The sequence below is a fragment of the Stenotrophomonas sp. YJH_SMC_119 genome, assembly GCF_059368315.1.
In genome coordinates, this window is record NZ_JCAFRP010000003.1 from 1 (window position 1) to 18,622 (window position 18,622).

Here is an 18,622-nt window from a genome sequence, read left to right on the forward strand (position 1 = left end):
AGCCTCAGTGCCGACCAACGGTCGGCACCCACCAGGGCAGGCCGGGCAGTAGAAGCCGCTCGGCAGTAGATCCACGCCATGCGTGGATGGCTGGGCCAGCCTCAGTGCCGACCAACGGTCGGCACCCACCAGGGCAGGCCCGGCAGTAGAAGCCGCTCGGCAGTAGATCCACGCCATGCGTGGATGCTTTGCCTGGAAGAAATCCTAAAGCTCCAGCACGCGCCGGTAACTCAACGGCCCACGCCCATCGCGCAGGCCCAACCGCAGTTCCAGCCCGGTGGCCGGCAGCACCTCGCCTTTGCTCGGTAGCAGCGCCCACCCGGCGCCCGGCTGCCAGGCGCGTACCTCGAATCGCTGCACATCCTGCGCCACCGCGATCCCCTTTGACGGATCCGGTGCGGGCAAAGGGTAGCGATCCGTCGCAGCGCCACTGGCCCGCCACAGCGTGCTTCCCTGTCGCCACCAGCGAACACGTTGCCAGCGCAACCCGTCGCTGCCCAAGCTGCGGGTGATCTCCAGCGCGAAGCTTCCATCCGGATGCCGTTCGCTCACCAGTGAAGGGGGTAGCAGGCGCTGAGGCTGATCCGCCGGGCGCACTGCGCCGTTCATCAGCGCGTCGTCGGCACGCATCTCGATGTCGCGCTGGAACTGCTGCAGCACGCGCAGCGCCGTCGTGGTCTCGGCATCGGCCCGGCGCAGGCGTTGGTCGCTGCTGGCCACGCTGTCCAGCGCACGCCAGCAGATCAGTGCCAGCACGCCCATGATGGTGATCGCGATCATCACCTCGATCAGTGTGAAACCTGCTGCGGTACGCTTCATTGCGCCGCCGTCCACGGCAGCTGCATCCGCGCCAGCGATTGCCGCGGTGCATCTTCGGCCACCACGCTGAGTTCCAGTTGCGGCTGTCCGTCACTCCCTGTGCCGATATGCTGCAGCACCAGGAAACTGCTGCGCCCCTGCACGCAGCGCTGCCGTGCATTCTGCGGCGGCTGCCCGGCCAGGCGCAGCTCCTGCCAGCGGTCCTGCGCACACATCAGTGCCAGCCGACGGTCGCGCAGGCGCGATTGATCATCGGTCGCCACCGCCACCGAACGCATCACCGCCGCCAGCGCAATCGAAACGATCGCCAATGCGATCAGCACTTCGATCAGGGTGAACCCGCGCATGTTCCGCTTCACTGCACGACCTGCAACTGTCCGCTGCCATCATCACGAAGACGCAGCTGGCGACCCTGCAACGACAGCCTCAGCTCCCACGCCACGCCGATCCACTCCGGGCTCAGTTCAATCGGCGTGGTCGGTTGCACCGCGATACCCGCCGGTTGCCATTGCTGCGGACGCAGAAGGTCATCGCGCTGCACGTCAACCCAGCGGGTGCCCTCGCGGCGGCTGAAGCGGTAGCCGGCGGCGTCGGCCTGCCAGCGCAGGGGGCGGCCATCGATGCGCGCCTCGTCGCGCGCCACCTGCAGGCGCTGCGCCAGCCGTTCAGCTTCCTGTCGCAGCTGCCGGCCCGGGTCGAGCAGGCTGCCCAGGCCCAGGCCGATGCCCGCCGTGCAGATGCCGATGATCACCAGCACCACCATCAGTTCCAGCAGGGTGAAACCACGCGGCACGTGCTGCATCGACGTTGCCTCCTGTCCAGGTCGATGCCTGCCAGCGTAGGCCTGCATGATGAAACAAAAGCGTCAGCGGCAGCTGCTAGCGTGGGCAGACACGAACGTGGCGATGGTGCGGAACATGGATGGCAGGTGCTGGGATCGCAATCGCATACTGACCCTGCTGGCGGCGACGCTGCTGCTGGCGGTGGTGGCCTATTGGGGCGTGACCCTGTCTGCGGTGACACCGACGGCGGCGGCCAGCGAAACGCACGCAGAGGCCCCTGCACGCCCCCTGTTCGATGCAGTGGCCAGCCTGCCGCTGGTGCGGTTGCTGTCCCCCGGTGCGGTGCAGACCGAGGTGGTCGTGCTGGGCGTGATGGCCGGCGACCACGCGCCACTGGCGCTGCTTTCGGTGGATGGCCGTCCTGCCGAAGCCTACGTGCCGGGCCAGCGGTTGGGGCCCTGCACGGTTCTCGCCAGCATCAGCGCCAACGCGGTGGAGCTGAACCAGGCGGGGCAGTTGCGCAGCCTGCCGGTGCCTGGGCTGCCGCCCGTGCCGAGCGATGGCATCGTGCCCGCGGCACCGTAGTGCCGAGCCTACGCTCGGCTGCGTCTGGAAGAACAGTCGAGCCTGGCTCGACTCTACAGAATCCTGCCGAGCGATAGCTCGACCCTTCAAATCCTGCCAGGCGTGGGCTCGGCCCTACGGCCGCGCAGGCTCATCGCGCCGGACGCTGCGGTACCACCGAACGACCAAAGGCATCGCCCATGCGCTGTCGCGTGCCTTCGAGGTTGTACTGCATCAGCTGGTTGCCCGGCTGCCGCATCAGCCGTTCGGCCTCCGGCAATGCCGGTGACTTCGCTGCTTTCGATGCCGGCGCCAACTTGCGCTGCAGGCAGTCCCAGGCCGGAATGCGCTCGCCATTGACCTGTACTTCGATGCAGGGCGCGGCGTCTTCCTGCTTCTTCGCCTCGTCGGCGCGCACCGGGGCCAACACCAGCAGCAAGGCAAGGGCGAGGGCAGCGCGCAGTTCCACCATCAGTGATTCACGCATCTCGAATCTTCCGCAGCAATCGACGTTCTGCAATGAAGACGTGTGGAGAAGGCAGGGTCCGCCTGCGTACGTTGCGGTGCCGTCAAAAGATGACAGTGCTGTCACAAAACTGTTGGCGGTTTTGACGCGACGTACACGTCCTGTTGGTAGACCCACGCGCCGCTCCATGGCCCTTTCCTTCGATACGACGCGATGCCTTCGATGACTCCTGTTCCGTGCCGAGCCGTCCGCCTCCCGCTGCGCCTGCATCCGCTGGTGCTGGCCCTGGCGGCGCTGCCGCTGCCGCTGTTCGCGCAGGAGGCGGCACCCGCGCCCAGCGTGAACATCAATGAGTACATCGTGCGCGGCAACACCGTGCTCGATCCGCGCCAGATCGAACGCGCGGTCGAGCCCTTCCTCGGTCCGGGAAAGACCCTGGCCGATGTCGAGAAGGCACGCGATGCCGTCAATGCGCTGTACCAGCAGGCGGGGTACCAGTCGGTCTACGTGGAGTTGCCCGAGCAGCAGGTCAGTGGCGGCGTGGTGCTGCTGAAGGTACAGCAGACACCGATTGGCCAGCTGCGGGTCGTGGGGACGAAGCACGAATCGCCCGAACGCATCCGCGAACGCGTACCGGCACTTGCCGAGGGCAAGGTGCCGGACTTCGACCAGGCGCAGAAGGAACTGACCGCACTGAATGAGGGCGGGCGTCGCCAGGTGATGCCGCTGGTGCGCGAAGGCCAGGTGCCGGGCACGATGGATGTGGACCTGCAGGTCGAAGAGAAGTCGCCGTGGCGTGCCAGCGCGTCACTCAACAACGACCACAGCGCCGACACCGAGAAGCTGCGCCTGAGTGCGTCGCTGGCCTACGACAACCTGTGGAAGCGGGGGCACAGCGCCAACATCGGCGTGTACCTGGCGCCGGAAGATACAAAGCAGGCCAAGGTGTTCTCGGCCTCGTACACGATGCCGTTCGAAGGCACGCCGTGGAGCCTGGAAGGTTCCGGCTACAAGTCCGACAGCCGCGTGCTGAACGCGGGCGGACAGGTCGGTACCGGCACCGGAACCAATGTGATCGGCAACGGCCATTCGATCGGTCTCAAACTCAACTATCGACTGGCCGGCAGCAGCCAGTGGTGGCGCCAGCTCAGCCTCGGCGTGGACTTCAAGGACACCGAGGAAGACACGCAGATGGGCAAGGAGAGCCTGAAGACGCCGCTGAAGTACGCGCCGATCACCCTGGGGTTTGTCGGTGTGCGCCAGGGCGAGCAGGATCAGTTGAGTATCAATACGCAGCTGGTGGCCGGTACCCGTCGGCTGTTCGGCTATGGCAGTGATGCCATCGGGTTCGGGCAGAAGCGCTACTGGGCAGACCCCAGTTTTGTCGCGTTCAAGGCGGAAGTCGCCAACACGCACACGTTCAGCAGCGACTGGCAGTGGTATGCACGCGGCTCGTTGCAGGTGACCGATGCGCCGCTGGTGTCGGCAGAGCAGTTCGCCGCTGGTGGCATGTACACCGTGCGCGGCTATCTGTCGGCCGAGGCGATCGGCGATTACGGCGGCCTGGCCAGCCTGGAATGGCGCACGCCTGCGTGGTCGCTGTGGAGCGGCACCGACCTGCGTGTCTACAGCTTTGCCGACGCGGCCTACCTGCGCCTGCGCCAGCCGCTGCCCGAACAGCGCGACAAGTACAACCTGGCCTCGGTCGGTCTGGGCGCGCAGCTGCGCCTGGGTGAACACCTCCAACTGCGCCTGGACTACGCCTGGCCGTATGCCGATGGCCCGGTCACGCGCAAGGACGACCCACGCCTGCATTTCAACATCAGCACCAGTTACTGACCCTTCCCTTGAACATGCGTTCTCCGGAGACCCTTCGCATGGACCGTTTGCTTTCCCGAGTGTTGTTGCTGCTGGCCGCGCTGGTTGCGCTGCCGGCCGCTGCGGCCGATGCCAATTGGTGGCAGGCCGAATGGAAGTACCGCAAGCCGATCACTGTCGACGCCGGCCCGCAGGGCGCGGGCCTGGCCGGTGATCCGGGTCGCACGCCGCTGCTGCTGCGCCTGCACACCGGCAACTTCGGCTTCGACGGCACCCAGGATGCGGGCAACGACCTGCGCTTTGTCTCGGGTGATGGCCGCACCGTGCTGGCCCACCAGATCGAACAGTTCGATCCCAAGCTGGGCCTGGCGCTGGTCTGGGTGGACGTGCCGGCGGTCAGCGCTGCGGCACCGCAGACGATCTGGATGTACTACGGCAATGAAAAGGCCCCCGCCAGCGGCAACGGCCAGCAGGTGTTCGATCCGGACTATACGCTGGTCTACCACTTCGCCGAGGCCAATGCGCCGGCACGCGACACCACCGCTTATGGCAACAATGCCGGTGCCGTGGTGCCGCCATCGGAAGGCTCGGTGATCGGCCGCGGCGTTCAGTTGGGTGCAGCCCCGCTGCCGCTGCCGGCCAGCGCATCGCTTGCGCAGGAGGCGGGCGCGCCGCTCACTGTTTCGGCCTGGATCAAGCCAGGCAGCAACAACGCTGCACAGGCGATCTACGCGCGTCGCGACGGTGCGTCCGAACTGGTGCTGGGCATCGAAAACCGGGTGCCGTTCGTGCAGCTCAATGGCCAGCGCAGCACGCTGGCGCAGCCGATTCCGGAAGGGCAGTGGGCGCATGTCGCGCTGACCGCAGAGAAGGGTGCACTGCAGTTGTACCTCAATGGCCGCGTGGTCGCCCAGCTGAGCGGCGAGCTGCCGGCGCTGACCACCGCGCCGGTGGTGGGCGCCGATGCGCCGGGCGCGGTGCAGCCGCTGGCCAGCTTCGAAGGCGCGCTGGATGAGCTGCGTATTTCGCGCGTGGCACGACCGGCCGCGCTGCTGCTGGCCGATGCCACTGCGCAGGGCGCCGACTCGCGCCTGATCAGCTACGGCGCCGACGAACAGTCCGCCGGGCAGAGCCACTTCGCCTTCATCCTCAAGGCGATGCCGTTCGACGCGTGGGTGGTGGTCGCCATCCTCGGCCTGATGATGCTGCTGTCGTGGGCGATCATGATCGCCAAGGGGCGGCACTTCGGCCGTACCAGCAAGGCCAATGCAGTGTTCACCGAGAGCTTCGGCAAGCTGTCGGGTGTGCCGCTGCGCACCCTGTCCGACATGGACCGCCAGGGAAAGGCACCCACCGCGATGCACGACGGTTCGCTGTGGCGCATCTACCAGGTGGCCATCGATGAAATGCAGCAGCGCCACCAGCGCGACGGCAATAGTGGTTATCTCAGTGGCGCCACCATTGCGGCGATCCGCGCCTCGATGGATGCGGTGATGGTGCGCGAGCAGGAAGCGATGGCGCGGCGGATGAACTGGCTGTCGACCACCATCGAAGGCGCGCCGTACGTGGGCCTGTTCGGTACCGTGATCGGCATCATGCTGGTGTTCGTGGTGGCGGCGATGGCTGGCGCGGTGGACATCAATTCGGTGGCGCCCGGCATGGCGGCGGCGCTGCTGTGTACCGCTGCCGGCCTCGGCGTCGCGATCCCGGCGCTGTTCGGCTACAACTACCTGGGCGCGCGTGCCGAAGCGATCGGCGCGGACATGGCGGTGTTCATCGACGAGTTCGCCGCACGCCTGGCCGAAGAGCAGGACGGGCGCGGCCCGGCCGCGGTCCAGGGCTGAGGGGCACGCCATGGGCCAGAAGGCGAAGTTCGGCATCAAGAAGCGCGAGAAGGGCATCAACGTGACGCCCTTCGTCGACGTGCTGCTGGTGGTGCTGGTGATCTTCATCCTGACCAGCAACGCCTCCATCCCCGGCATCGAGGTCAACCTGCCGAAGGCCAGCAACAGCGTCGCGCTGGAGAAGCCGAAGACCAAGGCGATCACCATCGACCCCAGTGGACAGGTGTTCCTGGATGCCTACCCGGTGACGATGGCCGAACTGGAAGACCGGCTGCGCACCGAGCGCGCGACCACGCCGGATTTCCCGGTGATCGTGCGCGGTGATGCGCAGGTTCAGTACGCCCGCGTGGTCGAGGTGCTGGACCTGCTGCGGCGGCTGGAGCTGGCCCAGGTCGGCCTGGTCACCGGCAAGGCGCAGGGCTGAGGCATGACGGCCCATCAACCCCCTCGGCCGGAGCCCGGCATGCGCGGCCGCCAGTTGCTGGTGACCGTCGCGCTGGTGCTGGCCGCGTTGCTGGTGCTCGGCATCGCCGTGTGGTGGATGCTGTTCAGGGACACTGCCAGTACCCGTCGGCCGGTGGTGCAGCCGCCGATGCTGGCGCTGCCGCCGCCCCCTCCGCCGCCGCCGCCACCGCCGGAAAAGCCGCCGGAACCCGAAACGCCGCCGGATGAGACCATTCCCGAGCCGGAGCCGCTGGATCAGCCGACGCCGGCCGAAGAGCCGACCCCGACTCCGGACAATGCCGACCCGGTAACGATGAATGCCGATGCGCAGGCCGGTGGTGACAACTTCGGTATCCAGTCCGGCAGTGGCGGCGGTTCGTCCGGCGTTGGCCGTGGTGGCGCCGGCAACGCTACCTACGGCCGCTACCTGGGCTACCTGATGCAGCAGGCGATCTCGCGCGATGACAAGGTCAAGCGCCTGGCGTTCCAGCTGCAGGTGAATGTGTGGCTGGCCAACGATGGCCGCCTGGAAAAGGTCGAGCTGGTGCGCGGCAGTGGCAACGAGGAGGCCGACGCGGCCGTGCTCGATGCGCTGCGACGCATCGGCAAGGTCGACCAGGCACCGCCGCCGTCGCTCGATTTCCCCGCCCGCGTGCTGATCCAGGGCCGCCGGCCCGGGGCCTGATTCCCGACCTCCGTGATTTCCCTTCTTTCGATGAGAACCATGATGAACGACCACGTCCGCGCACGAACCGACTCCCGCCGCCCGCGGCCGGCCCGACGGGCGCTGCTGTGCTGCGCCGTGCTGCTCAGCCTGGCCGCCCCGGCCGGTGCGATGGCCGCCGAAACCACCATGGTCAAGCTGATCAAGGGCCTGATCGCCAGCGGTGCGCTGAAGCCCGAAGACGGCCAGGCATTGCTGGTGCAGGCGGAGGCTGAAGCAGCGGCCGCACAGCGCACTGCAGCCACGGGCAGCACCGCGGCGAGCGGTGGCGTGGCCCTGGAGGCTGGCGACGTGCGCGTGCCCTACGTCCCGCAGAGCGTGCGCGACGGCATTCGTGACGAAGTGCGCCAGGATGTGATGGCGCAGGCCAGGTCGGAAGGCTGGGCGGCACCGAACGAAGTGGCCGAATGGACCAAGCGCATCAAGGTCACCGGTGACATGCGTGTGCGCAGCGAGTCGCGCTTCTACTCCGAGCGCAACAGCGACATCGTGAGCAACTGGTCGTCGATCAATTCCGGCAACGGCTTCGACACCAACACCAACACCAACCTGCAGCTGCCGCCGCTGCTGAACACCCGCCAGGACCGCCGTAACCTGTGGCGCATCCGTGCCCGCCTGGGCATCGAGGCCACCATTGGCCAGCACACCACGGCCGGCGTGCGCCTGGCCAGCGGGAGCAGCAATGGCCCGGTGTCGACCACCGAGCAGCTGGGTGGCGGCCTGAGCAAGAAGGACGTGTGGCTGGACCAGGCCTGGCTGGCCTACAGCCCGGCGGACTGGGTGACGGTGCGCGGTGGCCGCTTCGGCAATCCGTTCTGGACCAGTGACACGCTGTTCTCCAACGACCTCAACTTCGATGGCCTGGCCGCCAACCTGAAGTACGACTTCAACGGCGGGGATCTCGATCTGTTCGGCAACCTCGCGGTGGTGCCGCTGGAATACACCTCCGACAGCTCGCCCAGCCAGAGCCGGGTCAAGACCCCGAATGAGAACAAGTGGCTGTCCGGTGCGCAGGTAGGTGTGAACTGGCGCTTCAATGACGAGAATACGTTGCGCGCTGCATTGGGCTACTACGACTTCAAGAACATCAGCGGCCGCCTGTCCTCACCGTGCGCCCTGTACGCGGGTGCGGTGGGCTGTGACACCGACTGGTCGCGCCCGGCGTTCATGCAGAAGGGCAACACCCTGATGCTGATCCGCGACATCGCGCGCAATCCGCTGGACCCGGCCAACACGCCGACCCCGCAGTATGTCGGCCTGGCCTCGGCCTTCCGCCTGGCTACCTTGAACCTGCGTTGGGACACGCAGCTGGCACAGGGCGTCGGTCTGCGCCTGGACGGCGATTACATCCGCAACCTGGCCTACGACAAGCGGGCCATGTTCAGCCGCGCCCAGAACGGCATCGTCAACAACTACGGCGCCGGCGGTACCGCCAGCATCGACACCTTCCGCAGCGGCGACACCGCCTGGATGGTGCAGGCCACCTTCGGAGCCACCGAGCTGAAGGAGAAGGGTCAGTGGCAGGCGCTGCTGGGCTACAAGCACATCGAGGCCGATGCGCTGCCGGACGCCTACAACGATCCGAACTTCCACCTGGGCGGTACCAACGCCCGCGGCTACTACGTGGGCGGTGCCTACGCGCTGGACGCGCGCAGCTGGATCAGCGGCAAGTGGATGGCGGCCAAGGAAGTGTCCGGTGCGCCGCTGTCGATCGACGTATTCCAGCTGGAGTTCAACACCGGCTTCTGAGTGGCGGCGTGATGCGGATCACGTAGTGCGTGGCGGGGGCGCAGCGATGCGCCCGTCTAAGGAAAGGAGACCACGCGTTGTTCAAAAGGAGGAGTGGATGAGCCGTCGCAAGCTGTTCGAGAGTCCCGAACCGTCCAGCCAGATGCTGGGTGTTGGGCCGGCCTATGTTTCCGTCGAGGGCCTGCGCCAGCACCTGGCCGAGTTCCTGCTGTATGCAGGCCGGCCGGTGGTGATCATGCGCGGGCGCAGCGAGGTGGGCTATTTCCTGCCGGCACGCTGCTGGCGCCAGCGTGACGATGATCCGCTGGCCGCCGCTGCCGCCGACCAGCTGCTGGATGCGGCCGGTTTCCAGGCCGAAGACATCCAGCAGGTGGAGCAGGAATTCAACGCCATGCGCCAGCGCACCGTGCTGCATTCACGGCGCTGAGCTTTCGCCTCTACAGTAGATCCACGCCATGCGTGGATGGGGTTACGCTGCAGCCCCACGCTCACTGGTGATGCGCGCACCCTCGCGCATCACCAGGGTCACCGGGGTCTTTTCCACCACCTCCAGCAACCGCTGCCACTGCGCATCGCTCAGCTCGGCGCTGGCATGCAGCACGCGGTGCACATGGAAGCGACCATCCGCGTCACGTTCCGAGCGCAGCTCGGCATGGAACTCGCCCAGTTCCCAGCCCTTGCGCTGCGCGTACATGCGCAGGGTGATGGCGGTGCACGCCGCCAGCGAGGCCAGGTACAGGTCGAACGGTGCGAAGCCCTTGCCCTGGCCGCCCAACGAGGCGGGCTCGTCCGCATCCACGGCGAATGTGCCATTGCTGATGTGGTGCAGGTAGTTGTCGGCGGTTGAAACAATGCGTGCGTAGGCCATCACGTTCTCCATCTGTCTGTGGCGTCGAGCCATGTTCCACTGCTCCAAAAGGCGGCGCCAGCCGGGACCGGCGCCGCCACCCAATCACTCGGTACGATCGTACGAGAACTGGATGCCTGCCGTACCACCGGTTTCAATGAAAAGGTTCATGAAGGCCGGCACCGTTTCCGAACGGGCCCAGTCGCGCTGCAGCTCGCAGAACAGCTGTGGCACGCTGATCAGCTGGCCACCGGCCTGTTCGATGCGGCGCAGCGCCGCATCGTGCGCGGCCAGCGAGGTGCCGCCGACGGCGTCGACCACCACATACACCTCATAGCCTTCCTTCAACGCATCCAGGGCCGGGAAAGTCAGGCACGCCTCGGTCCACAGCGCGGTCATGATCAGCTTGCGGCGGCCGGTGGCTTCCACCGCCTTGCGGAACTCGACGTCCTCCCAGGAGTTGATGGTGGTGCGGTCGTAGGTGGGGTAGTCACCCAGCACCTTGCGCAGCTGCGGAATCGGCGGCTTGTTCAGGCCGGTCTTGACGTTCACCGTCGAATGCACGATCGGCAAACCATAGGCGACGGCGGCTTTGGCGGTGCCGACGATGTTGTTGACCAGCAGCTGGCGGTCCATCGAGGCGATGGAGTTCACCTGCACCGGCTGGTAGTCGATGATGATGAAGGCGGAATTCTGCGGGGTCAGCAGATGATCGCTGGCCGGGTCGCGGATCGGTTCACTGGACATGGTGGGTCTCCTGTTCAGGGGGGGAGCCGGCGACTGGCCGGCACGAAGGCCACTCAGCTGCGCTGCGAATCCAGCTGTTCGTGGTTCTTCTGCACGTCCTGCGCCTTCAGGTAGCTTTCGATCAGCAGCTGGTAGTTCGGGAAGATCTTCGTGTAGACCTCGGCCCACTGCTGGGCATCGTCGCGGTTCCAGGTGCGCTGGATCTCCGAGGCCACCGCGGCGGTGTCCATCGGCACCACGCCTGCCTGCACCACGCGGGCCAGGGTGATCTCTTCGGCCATCTTCGAGTAGGTGCCGGACGCGTCGATGACTGCGAACACCTGGTAGCCATCGGCAACGGCGGCGATCGACGGGAAGGCCATGCACACGCTGGTGATGGTGCCGGCAATGATCAGCTGCTTGCGGCCGGTGGCCTTCACCGCGGCAACGAATTCCGGGTTGTCCCAGGCGTTGATCTCACCCTTGCGTGCCACGTACTGGGCATGCGGGGCGGCGTCGTGGATCTCCGGGATCAGCGGGCCGTTCGGGCCCTGCGGAACAGAGGCGGTGGTGATCACTGGCATCTTTGCCAGCGTGGCCATCTTCGCCAGCGCGGTGGCGTGGGCGCGCACGCTGGTGAACGGCATGTCACCGATGGTCTGGAACAGGCCGCTCTGATGGTCGATCAGCAGCATCGCGGCGTTGTCCGGATCGATCACCGGGCGGGCACCGTTGAAATTGGCGGGGGTACTCATGGTCAGTCTCCTGGAGAAGGTGGGCGATGGCCCGGAAGGTGCGGCGGACCAATGCCCGCCGCATTGAAACGATCAGTGCGCGATCTGGCCGAAGCGGCCGCTGTTGAAGTCGTTGACCGCCTGCGCGATCTCGGCCTGGCTGTTCATCACGAACGGGCCATAGCCCACCACCGGCTCGTCGATCGGTTCACCGCTGAGCAGCAGCACGGTGGCGTCGCTGTCGGCGTCGACGAACACGTCCTCGCCGCTGCGGTCGAAGGTGACCAGCTGTGCCTCGCCGACCGGCTGGCCGCCGTTGATCCGCACCGTGCCCTTCAGCACCACCAGCGCCAGCGTGCGGCCATCGGCCACCGGCAGTTCGGCGTGGTGGCCCTGCCGCAGGCGGATGTCCCAGACATCCATCGGCGTGTGGGTGCGGGCCGGGCCGGCATGACCGTCGAAGCGACCGGCGATGACACGCACCCGGCCGGCGCCTTCAGGCAGTTCAACCGAGGGGATCTGTGCGTCGAGCAGGGTCTGGTAGCCCGGTGCACCCATCTTGCCCTGCGCCGGCAGGTTCACCCACAGCTGGACCATGTCCAGCGTGCCGCCGCGCTTGCTGAACTCCGGTGTGTGGAACTCCTCGTGGAGGATGCCGGAGGCCGCGGTCATCCACTGCACGTCACCCGGGCCGATGGTGCCGCCGGCGCCGGTTGAATCGCGGTGGGCGACCTCGCCCTCATAGACGATGGTGACGGTCTCGAAACCGCGATGCGGATGCTGGCCGACCCCGCGCGGGGTATCGCTGGGGGCGAAGGTATAAGGGCCGGCGTAGTCCAGCAGCAGGAACGGGCTCAGGTGCTGGCCGTGGGTGTTGTAGGAAAACATCGAGCGGGCGGGGAATCCGTCGCCCACCCAGTGCGGGCGCGGGGCGCTGTAGGTACCGGTGACACGCTTCATGGCGATCTCCTGGCCGGGGCTGCCGGCCGCTGTTCTTCGTTGCAGGAGACGATATCGCCGCGACAATTGGGCCGGTAGACGCTAATATTTGCCGTCATAGTCCTATCTGGTGAACAATGGGTGCGCGCCTTGCGCCACAGGAGATCGCCCCGTGTTCATCGCTGATATCCGCCGTTGCGACCTCAACGACCTGTTCTACTTCGCCATGGTGGTCGAGCACGGCGGCTTCTCGCAGGCCGGCCGGGCGCTGGCCATGCCGAAGTCGAAACTGAGCCGGCGCATCGCGCTGCTGGAGGAACGGTTGGGCGTGCGCCTGATCCAGCGCTCGACCCGGCGTTTCTCGGTCACCGAGGTTGGCCAGGACTACTACCGCCACTGCAAGGCGATGCTGGTCGAAGCCGAAGCGGCCGAAGAAGCGATTGCGATGTCGCGCGCCGAGCCGCGCGGCACGATCCGTCTGGCGTGCCCGATCGCGATCCTGCATGCGCGCATCGGCACGATGCTGGCCGACTTCCTGGCCCAGCACCCGCAGGTGACGGTGCAGCTGGACGCCACCAACCGGCGCGTCGACGTGGTGGGCGAGGGTGTGGACGTGGCGATCCGCGTGCGGCCGCCGCCACTGGAGGACAGCGACCTGGTGGTACGCGTGCTGGCGCGTCGGGTCTGGTGTACCAGTGCCAGTCCGGCGCTGCTGCAGCGGCTGGGCACGCCGCAGGTGCCGGCCGACCTGGCGATGATGCCGACCGTCGATCTGGCATCGCCCAGCCAGCAGCATGTATGGGAATACACCGGGCCGGGCGACGTGCTGGCCAGCGTGCATCATCGCCCGCGGCTGGTCAGCGATGACATGATCGCGTTGCGCACCGCTGCGGTGGCCGGGGTGGGGTTGCTGATGCTGCCGCGGATGATGATCAGTGACGAACTGGCCAGTGGCGCGCTGGTGCCGGTGCTGCCGGAGTGGGTGCCCAAGCACGGCATCGTGCACGCGGTGTTCCCGTCGCGACGCGGCCTGTTGCCGGCGGTGCGTGCACTGATCGATTACCTCGCCGAACGCTTCGAGGCGCTGGAGGAACCCTAGCTCTTCCATCCACGCATGGCGTGGATCTACTGGATCCGCCACCGCCTGGTAGATCCACGCCATGCGTGGATGATCCTGGTGCCGCGCGACGGGCCTTCGCTTGCCGCCTGCGGCCGTGCAGCCCACAATCCACGTCCGGACCGTCGCCATCACGCCCATCATTCCCCGGTCCGGCCTTGGCACCTATGTCTCCCAATGCCCTGGCGCTGGTCGAGCTGCTGATCCGCGAGCGCCGTGCGTTGTCTCGCTTCATCGCGCGCTATCTCGACCCGGCCAGTACCGAGGACACCCTGCAGAACCTGTACCTGAAGGCCAGCAGCGTGCCCGGCGATCCGCCCATCCTGGAGCCGCGCGGCTATCTGTACCGGATGGCCTACCATCACGCGCTCAACCGCAGCCAGTCCGACGCCCGCGAGCGGCGTGCCATGGCCGAGTACGCCCTCGACATGGCCGAGGCGGGCCACGACGGCGAGGCGCAGGCGCTGGACCAGGCACAACTGCGCGAGATCACCCGGACCATCCTCGCGCTGCCGGCGCAGGTGCGTGAGTGCTTCGTGCTCAACCGCTACCTGGGCCTGAGCGAGCGCGAAATCGCCGCCCGGCTGGGTATCTCCAAGAGCCTGGTCGGCAAGCACGTGCTGCGCGCGGCGCTGTTGATCCAGCAGCACCAGCAGGGACTGCATCGATGAGCGGCGATTGCCGTGGGCAGATCGCGCCCGCCGTTGTCACAACAGGAAGGCGCACCCGTTCGTGGTGCGGCAGGCCACAACCATGACCACGTCCGAACCCTCGCCGCGTCAGGCCAGGCAGGCGTTGCGCTGGGTGATCCAGTGCAGTGCAGGCCCGCTGCCGGAACGCCAGCAACGAGCCCTGCAGCGCTGGCTGCAGGCCGATCCGCGCCATGCGCTGGCCTGGCGCCAGCAGCAGGCCTTCTGGCAAGGGTTGGATGCCGCCGGGCCCGACGTGCTGGCCGCGCTGCCCGGGCTGACCGCAGATCGGCAGGGGTTGCGCCCGATCGCACCGCGCCGCCGCCTGCCCTGGCTGCTGGCCAGTGCCGCGGGGGTGGTGCTGATGGTTGCCGCTGCGCCACACGCGCTGCTGCTGGCACGCAGTGACCTGCGCAGCAGCGATGCACCGCGCGTGGTGCAATTGGAGGACGGCAGCACCGCCGTGCTCGATGCGGGCACCGCACTGGCGGTTGCGTTCGATGGCCAGCAGCGGCACCTGCGCCTGCTGCGCGGCCAAGCCTGGTTCCAGGTGGCCCATGAGGCGCGACCGTTCCAGGTCGAGGCGGCGGGCGGCCTGGTCCGTGACATCGGTACCGCCTTCAGTGTGTCGATGCTGGATACCACGGTCACCACCGAGGTCAGCGAGGGTGTGATCGACGTGCGTCCGGGCGATGGCAGCGTACAGCGCCTGCATGCGGGGCAGTCACGCGTGTTCCGTGACGGTCGCTGGCTGCAGCCAATGCAGCTGGAAGATGCCGAGACCATGGCGCCGTGGCGGCGTGGCGAGGTAGTGATCGACGATCAGCCCGCCGCGCAGGCCATCGCCGATCTGGCGCGCTACCGCCGTGCCCCGGTCTGGGTACTGGGCGGGCAGGGCGCAAGCGTACGGGTCAGTGGCCTGTTCCACCTGCAGCAACCGGAGACGGCCATCGACGCGGTGGCCTCGCAGGCAGGACTGCGCGTGCAGCGCTTGCCCGGCGGCGCGCTGGTGCTGTGGTGAGGCCCGCGCAGCACCCGGATGAACGGGTCGCATGAAAAAAACATGAAAGAACCGTGGGCAACTGCAGTGCCCCGCTGTCTATAGAGGTATAGCCAGAGCGAAACACCGTTTCTCCTCAAGCCAGACATGCCACCGGCACCGGATGTGCCCGTGGTTCCGCCACGCTTGAGGAGTTCCCGTCCATGCCGTCCACGGCAGCCGCCTGTCATCGTCGCGCCACCGCTCTGGCCCTGGCTGTTTCCACCGCATTGCTGCCGCTGGCCTGGGTGCCGGCCGTGCAGGCGCAGCCGGCGATCGTCGCGCCGGTGCGGCAGTACACCATTCCGGAGCAGCCGCTGGCTGATGCCGTACGCGCCTTTGGCCGCCAGGCCGATGTGCAGGTGGTGTTCCGCAGCGACCTGGTGGAAGGCCGCCGCTCCAGCGCAGTGAAGGGTGAGTACAGCCAGATGCAGGCGCTGCAGCAGCTGTTGCGCGGCAGCGGCGTGCGTGCACAGCGCGGCATGGACGGTACCTGGAGCCTGCGGGCCGCAGCGGAGGCGGGTGAGGGCGAAGGGGTGCGGGTGACCGAAACACTGGACGTGGCCGGTCGCCTTCAGTCGGAAGGGGGGGAGGCCCGCGATCGGCGTGGCTACGACGATGTGTTCGCGCTGGACCTGACCACGGCGTATTCGGGGCGCGACCGGGTTGAGCGTTACCGAGGCTCCAATCCGGCCGACGTGGTCAAGGATCTGGTCGGCGTGTTCAGTGGCGATGCGCGCAACAGCGGCGCGCTGGACGTCAACATCCGTGGCATCCAGGGGCCCGGGCGGGTGCCGGTCAGCATCGACGGCGGCGAACAGGCGCTCACGGTCTGGCGTGGCTACAACGGCGTCAGCAATCGCAACTACATCGATCCCAACCTGATTGGTGGCATCCAGGTCATCAAGGGGCCAGGGCTGGTGCGCGATGTGCACAGCGGGATCGGTGGCGCGCTGGTGATCAAGACCATCGACGTCGATGACGTCGTCGCTGCCGGCGAGCGCTTCGGCGGGGAGCTGAAGATCGAAGGCAGCAGCAATGCGGTGGCACCGCGCCTGCCGCGGCTGCACACCGGCGAGGACTACCGCACCGTGCCGGGTTTCCCGCAGGGCTCGCCGAACTCACCCTACGACGACCGCACCCTGGTGGTGCCGGTGAAGTCGCGCAGTGGCAACAATCCCTTCGATGGCGAGGACCAGGCCTGGCGCCTGGCGCTGGGCGTGCGTGGCGACAACGTCGACCTGATGGCCGCCTACGCCTGGCGCAAGCGCGGCAACTACTTCTCCGGGACCCAGGGCAGCGCCTACTACGAACAGGACCAGCGCGAGCAGTTCGAGTACCAGGGCATCGACTACATCACCACGCTGGCGCGCTACTTCAAGCCCGGCGATGAAGTGCCCAATACCTCCAGCGAACAGGAGTCCTGGCTGGTCAAAGGCAGCTGGCAGATCAACGATGACCAGCAGTTGAAGGCGACCTGGCGGCGCACGCTGTCGCACTACGGCGAGATCATGCCGTCTCGCATCCTGTCGGCCCCCGACTACGGCCGCATCCAGTGGCCGCTCAGCCGGGTCGATTCGGATGCGTGGAACCTGGAATACCGTTTCCAGCCCGCCGGCAGTCGTTGGCTGGACCTGTACGCCAACCTGTGGCGCACGGAAACGGAAAGCGATACCTACAGCGCTGGCGGCTTCCCGAACTTCGCAGTGGGTAATCCGGCATGGAATCCGGACGCCAGCCCGATCCTGCGCAATACCGCGCTGGCCAACGCGCGCAATGACCGCACCGGCCTGATCCTGAGCAACCGCTTCGCGCTGCATTCGACCTTGGACCTGACCGTGGGCGGCAACTGGCAGTACGAGAAGCTGGGGTCCCGCGATCCGTACTTCGGCACCACCGATGGCTGGCGCATGTTCCCGCGTGCCGGGCGCCGCCAGGAGGGTGAAGGCTACCTGACCCTGGAGTGGCGGCCGGTCGAATTCCTCACCCTCAATGCAGGCGTGCGCTACAGCCGCTACTGGGCCTTCGACGATTTCCTCGAGGCGCACCCCGAGCTGCTCACCAAGGGCGTAGGTGGCAAGGAAGCGCAGTACACCGTGAACGAATTGCCGCCCCGTCCCGCCAATCTGCAGGCCCGCATCGACGCGTTGGAAGCACGCCGCGCAGTATGGGAAAAGCGCGGCATGGGCTGGTTCATCGACGACAGCATCCGTGCGTTGCTGGCACCGTACGAGACGCCGCGTCCGGTCCGGTACACGCGGCCCTGGCTGCCCGATGCCGATGGCAACTACACCCGCGCCGGCAATCCCTGCCTCAATGGCGAAGTGGCGGCCATTCCCGGCGTGCAGCCGGTGTTCGCCGGCAGCGACCAGGTCTGCAACATCGGCAACAGCGTACAGTCGCAGCCGGTCGATGGACGCAACAGCCGCCGCCGCGACCATGCCTGGCTGCCGTCCTTCTCGGCCACTGCACACCTGTCCCCGGCCGCCCGTGCCTACGTGCGTTACAGCGAAGCGGTGCGCTTCCCGAGCATGTTCGAAAGCACCATCGCCTTCTCCGGCAGCCTCAATCCGCTGCATGCGCTCAAGCCCGAGCACGCCTACAACTACGAGGTGGGCTACGTGCACAACCTGTCGGCCCTGTTCGGCAACACCGCCGATGCCGACGTCAAGCTGGCGTACTACGTGCACAAGACCCGTGACGTGATCGAACGCGATGGCAACTTCCTGTTCGACAACATCGACAAGCAGACCATCCGTGGTATCGAACTGCAGGCCCGCTTCGACAATCGGCGCTTCTTCACCGATCTGGGCATCACCCGCACGCTGGAAAACGAGGTGTGTGACGAGAGCACGGCGGTGCTCCTGGACGCGAACCGCGGCCTGGTTCCGAACTGCGTGCAGGATGGTTTCGTCGGTGGCTACCTGCTGACCCAGGCAATTCCCAGGCTGTCGATCAACGGGTCGCTGGGCACGCGCCTGTTCGATGAGCGCCTGGAGCTGGGCAGCCGCATCGTGCACTACCAGCGGCACGAGAACCCTGACCTGCAGGCCTACCGTGACCGCCTGCTGAGCGGGGGCAGCGGCCTGCTCTGGCAGAACGTGCCGTTCACCTGGGGAAACATCACCACCGTCGATGCCTATGCGCGCTGGCGCTTCAACGAGCATGCCAGCGTCGAACTGGTCGGCAGCAACCTAGGCAACCGCTACTACGTCGATCCAGCCACGCGGTCCACGCTGCCAGCCCCGGGTCGCACCCTGAAGCTCGGCGTCACCGCGCGCTTCTGATCTCCCATCTTCAAGCGTTGTACCCGTAGTTCCC

Annotated in this window: 19 protein-coding genes; 11 read left to right on the forward strand and 8 right to left on the reverse strand. The window is 67.0% G+C overall.

Annotation, left to right across the window (positions count from 1 at the left end):
* Positions 1 to 204 precede the first annotated feature (204 nt).
* Genes AC5P6S_RS05960 through gspH form a run of 3 tightly spaced genes read right to left on the reverse strand, consistent with a single transcriptional unit; the run spans position 205 to position 1,621 of the window.
* A complete protein-coding gene (locus tag AC5P6S_RS05960) occupies positions 205 to 819 on the reverse strand; it encodes a prepilin-type N-terminal cleavage/methylation domain-containing protein (protein ID WP_012480441.1) in 615 nt (204 codons plus the stop codon).
* Positions 816 to 1,166, reverse strand: coding sequence for a type II secretion system minor pseudopilin GspI (gene gspI / locus AC5P6S_RS05965; RefSeq protein WP_171956704.1), 351 nt, complete (start codon positions 1,164 to 1,166; stop codon positions 816 to 818). Before gspI ends, AC5P6S_RS05960 begins: the two co-directional genes overlap by 4 nt.
* 8 nt (positions 1,167 to 1,174) lie before the next feature.
* Positions 1,175 to 1,621 (reverse strand): type II secretion system minor pseudopilin GspH, encoded by a 447-nt coding sequence (gene gspH, locus AC5P6S_RS05970; RefSeq protein WP_049396082.1) that lies wholly within the window; start codon positions 1,619 to 1,621, stop codon positions 1,175 to 1,177.
* A gap of 103 nt (positions 1,622 to 1,724) precedes the next feature.
* Between gspH and AC5P6S_RS05975 the strand changes: the two genes are divergently transcribed.
* Positions 1,725 to 2,186: a general secretion pathway protein gene (locus tag AC5P6S_RS05975; RefSeq protein ID WP_183153471.1), complete on the forward strand. Its 462-nt coding sequence runs from the start codon at positions 1,725 to 1,727 to the stop codon at positions 2,184 to 2,186.
* 130 nt (positions 2,187 to 2,316) lie between these two features.
* Here AC5P6S_RS05975 and AC5P6S_RS05980 read toward each other — a convergent pair whose 3' ends face one another.
* Positions 2,317 to 2,652 (reverse strand): hypothetical protein, encoded by a 336-nt coding sequence (locus AC5P6S_RS05980; RefSeq protein ID WP_049396083.1) that lies wholly within the window; start codon positions 2,650 to 2,652, stop codon positions 2,317 to 2,319.
* Between the two features lie 201 nt (positions 2,653 to 2,853).
* Here AC5P6S_RS05980 and AC5P6S_RS05985 point away from each other — a divergent pair, with 201 nt between their 5' ends.
* The 6 genes from AC5P6S_RS05985 (at position 2,854) to AC5P6S_RS06010 (ending at position 9,637) form a co-directional block, all read left to right on the forward strand.
* Positions 2,854 to 4,470, forward strand: coding sequence for a ShlB/FhaC/HecB family hemolysin secretion/activation protein (locus tag AC5P6S_RS05985; protein WP_049470199.1), 1,617 nt, complete (start codon positions 2,854 to 2,856; stop codon positions 4,468 to 4,470).
* A 38-nt stretch (positions 4,471 to 4,508) separates the two neighbouring features.
* The gene (locus tag AC5P6S_RS05990) at positions 4,509 to 6,293 is read left to right on the forward strand and encodes a DUF2341 domain-containing protein (protein WP_065183965.1); all 1,785 of its coding nucleotides are present in this window, start codon (positions 4,509 to 4,511) and stop codon (positions 6,291 to 6,293) included.
* A gap of 10 nt (positions 6,294 to 6,303) precedes the next feature.
* Positions 6,304 to 6,717, forward strand: a complete 414-nt coding sequence (locus AC5P6S_RS05995; RefSeq protein ID WP_005409874.1) for an ExbD/TolR family protein — start codon at positions 6,304 to 6,306, stop codon at positions 6,715 to 6,717.
* A 39-nt stretch (positions 6,718 to 6,756) separates the two neighbouring features.
* Positions 6,757 to 7,422 carry a TonB family protein gene (locus AC5P6S_RS06000; protein WP_065183964.1) on the forward strand — a complete coding sequence of 222 codons (666 nt, stop codon included), beginning with the start codon at positions 6,757 to 6,759 and terminating at the stop codon, positions 7,420 to 7,422.
* 42 nt (positions 7,423 to 7,464) lie between these two features.
* A complete protein-coding gene (locus AC5P6S_RS06005; protein ID WP_099561438.1) occupies positions 7,465 to 9,210 on the forward strand; it encodes a putative porin in 1,746 nt (581 codons plus the stop codon).
* Between the two features lie 97 nt (positions 9,211 to 9,307).
* On the forward strand, positions 9,308 to 9,637 hold the full coding sequence (locus AC5P6S_RS06010; RefSeq protein ID WP_005409871.1) for a hypothetical protein: 330 nt from the start codon (positions 9,308 to 9,310) through the stop codon (positions 9,635 to 9,637).
* A 42-nt stretch (positions 9,638 to 9,679) separates the two neighbouring features.
* Here the strand turns inward: AC5P6S_RS06010 and AC5P6S_RS06015 are convergent, their stop codons facing one another.
* From AC5P6S_RS06015 to AC5P6S_RS06030, 4 genes are all read right to left on the reverse strand, one after another.
* A complete protein-coding gene (locus AC5P6S_RS06015; RefSeq protein WP_005413631.1) occupies positions 9,680 to 10,078 on the reverse strand; it encodes an OsmC family protein in 399 nt (132 codons plus the stop codon).
* Positions 10,079 to 10,162: 84 nt separating this feature from the next.
* Positions 10,163 to 10,804: a hydrolase gene (locus AC5P6S_RS06020; RefSeq protein ID WP_005409869.1), complete on the reverse strand. Its 642-nt coding sequence runs from the start codon at positions 10,802 to 10,804 to the stop codon at positions 10,163 to 10,165.
* 53 nt (positions 10,805 to 10,857) lie between these two features.
* Complete coding sequence (locus AC5P6S_RS06025) at positions 10,858 to 11,538, reverse strand: hydrolase (protein WP_005409868.1); 681 nt, start codon at positions 11,536 to 11,538, stop codon at positions 10,858 to 10,860.
* 72 nt (positions 11,539 to 11,610) lie between these two features.
* Positions 11,611 to 12,477, reverse strand: a complete 867-nt coding sequence (locus AC5P6S_RS06030; protein ID WP_495204518.1) for a pirin family protein — start codon at positions 12,475 to 12,477, stop codon at positions 11,611 to 11,613.
* Between the two features lie 151 nt (positions 12,478 to 12,628).
* On the opposite strand from AC5P6S_RS06030, the gene AC5P6S_RS06035 reads away from it, so the two are divergent.
* The 4 genes from AC5P6S_RS06035 (at position 12,629) to AC5P6S_RS06050 (ending at position 18,588) form a co-directional block, all read left to right on the forward strand.
* Entirely contained in the window at positions 12,629 to 13,555 is a 927-nt protein-coding gene (locus AC5P6S_RS06035) for a LysR family transcriptional regulator (protein ID WP_044570309.1), read from the forward strand.
* A gap of 185 nt (positions 13,556 to 13,740) precedes the next feature.
* Positions 13,741 to 14,244: an RNA polymerase sigma factor gene (locus AC5P6S_RS06040; RefSeq protein WP_044570308.1), complete on the forward strand. Its 504-nt coding sequence runs from the start codon at positions 13,741 to 13,743 to the stop codon at positions 14,242 to 14,244.
* 82 nt (positions 14,245 to 14,326) lie between these two features.
* A complete protein-coding gene (locus tag AC5P6S_RS06045; protein ID WP_044570307.1) occupies positions 14,327 to 15,283 on the forward strand; it encodes a FecR family protein in 957 nt (318 codons plus the stop codon).
* Positions 15,284 to 15,465: 182 nt separating this feature from the next.
* On the forward strand, positions 15,466 to 18,588 hold the full coding sequence (locus AC5P6S_RS06050) for a TonB-dependent receptor (protein ID WP_495204519.1): 3,123 nt from the start codon (positions 15,466 to 15,468) through the stop codon (positions 18,586 to 18,588).
* Positions 18,589 to 18,622: the final 34 nt, after the last annotated feature.

Coding starts and splice junctions, on each gene's coding strand:
- AC5P6S_RS05960 (WP_012480441.1), bottom strand. CDS start 819: ATGAAGCGTACCGCAGCAGGTTTCACACTGATCGAGGTGATGATCGCG.
- gspI (WP_171956704.1), bottom strand. CDS start 1,166: ATGCGCGGGTTCACCCTGATCGAAGTGCTGATCGCATTGGCGATCGTT.
- gspH (WP_049396082.1), bottom strand. CDS start 1,621: ATGCAGCACGTGCCGCGTGGTTTCACCCTGCTGGAACTGATGGTGGTG.
- AC5P6S_RS05975 (WP_183153471.1), top strand. CDS start 1,725: ATGGTGCGGAACATGGATGGCAGGTGCTGGGATCGCAATCGCATACTG.
- AC5P6S_RS05980 (WP_049396083.1), bottom strand. CDS start 2,652: ATGCGTGAATCACTGATGGTGGAACTGCGCGCTGCCCTCGCCCTTGCC.
- AC5P6S_RS05985 (WP_049470199.1), top strand. CDS start 2,854: ATGACTCCTGTTCCGTGCCGAGCCGTCCGCCTCCCGCTGCGCCTGCAT.
- AC5P6S_RS05990 (WP_065183965.1), top strand. CDS start 4,509: ATGGACCGTTTGCTTTCCCGAGTGTTGTTGCTGCTGGCCGCGCTGGTT.
- AC5P6S_RS05995 (WP_005409874.1), top strand. CDS start 6,304: ATGGGCCAGAAGGCGAAGTTCGGCATCAAGAAGCGCGAGAAGGGCATC.
- AC5P6S_RS06000 (WP_065183964.1), top strand. CDS start 6,757: ATGCGCGGCCGCCAGTTGCTGGTGACCGTCGCGCTGGTGCTGGCCGCG.
- AC5P6S_RS06005 (WP_099561438.1), top strand. CDS start 7,465: ATGAACGACCACGTCCGCGCACGAACCGACTCCCGCCGCCCGCGGCCG.
- AC5P6S_RS06010 (WP_005409871.1), top strand. CDS start 9,308: ATGAGCCGTCGCAAGCTGTTCGAGAGTCCCGAACCGTCCAGCCAGATG.
- AC5P6S_RS06015 (WP_005413631.1), bottom strand. CDS start 10,078: ATGGCCTACGCACGCATTGTTTCAACCGCCGACAACTACCTGCACCAC.
- AC5P6S_RS06020 (WP_005409869.1), bottom strand. CDS start 10,804: ATGTCCAGTGAACCGATCCGCGACCCGGCCAGCGATCATCTGCTGACC.
- AC5P6S_RS06025 (WP_005409868.1), bottom strand. CDS start 11,538: ATGAGTACCCCCGCCAATTTCAACGGTGCCCGCCCGGTGATCGATCCG.
- AC5P6S_RS06030 (WP_495204518.1), bottom strand. CDS start 12,477: ATGAAGCGTGTCACCGGTACCTACAGCGCCCCGCGCCCGCACTGGGTG.
- AC5P6S_RS06040 (WP_044570308.1), top strand. CDS start 13,741: ATGTCTCCCAATGCCCTGGCGCTGGTCGAGCTGCTGATCCGCGAGCGC.
- AC5P6S_RS06045 (WP_044570307.1), top strand. CDS start 14,327: ATGACCACGTCCGAACCCTCGCCGCGTCAGGCCAGGCAGGCGTTGCGC.
- AC5P6S_RS06050 (WP_495204519.1), top strand. CDS start 15,466: ATGCCGTCCACGGCAGCCGCCTGTCATCGTCGCGCCACCGCTCTGGCC.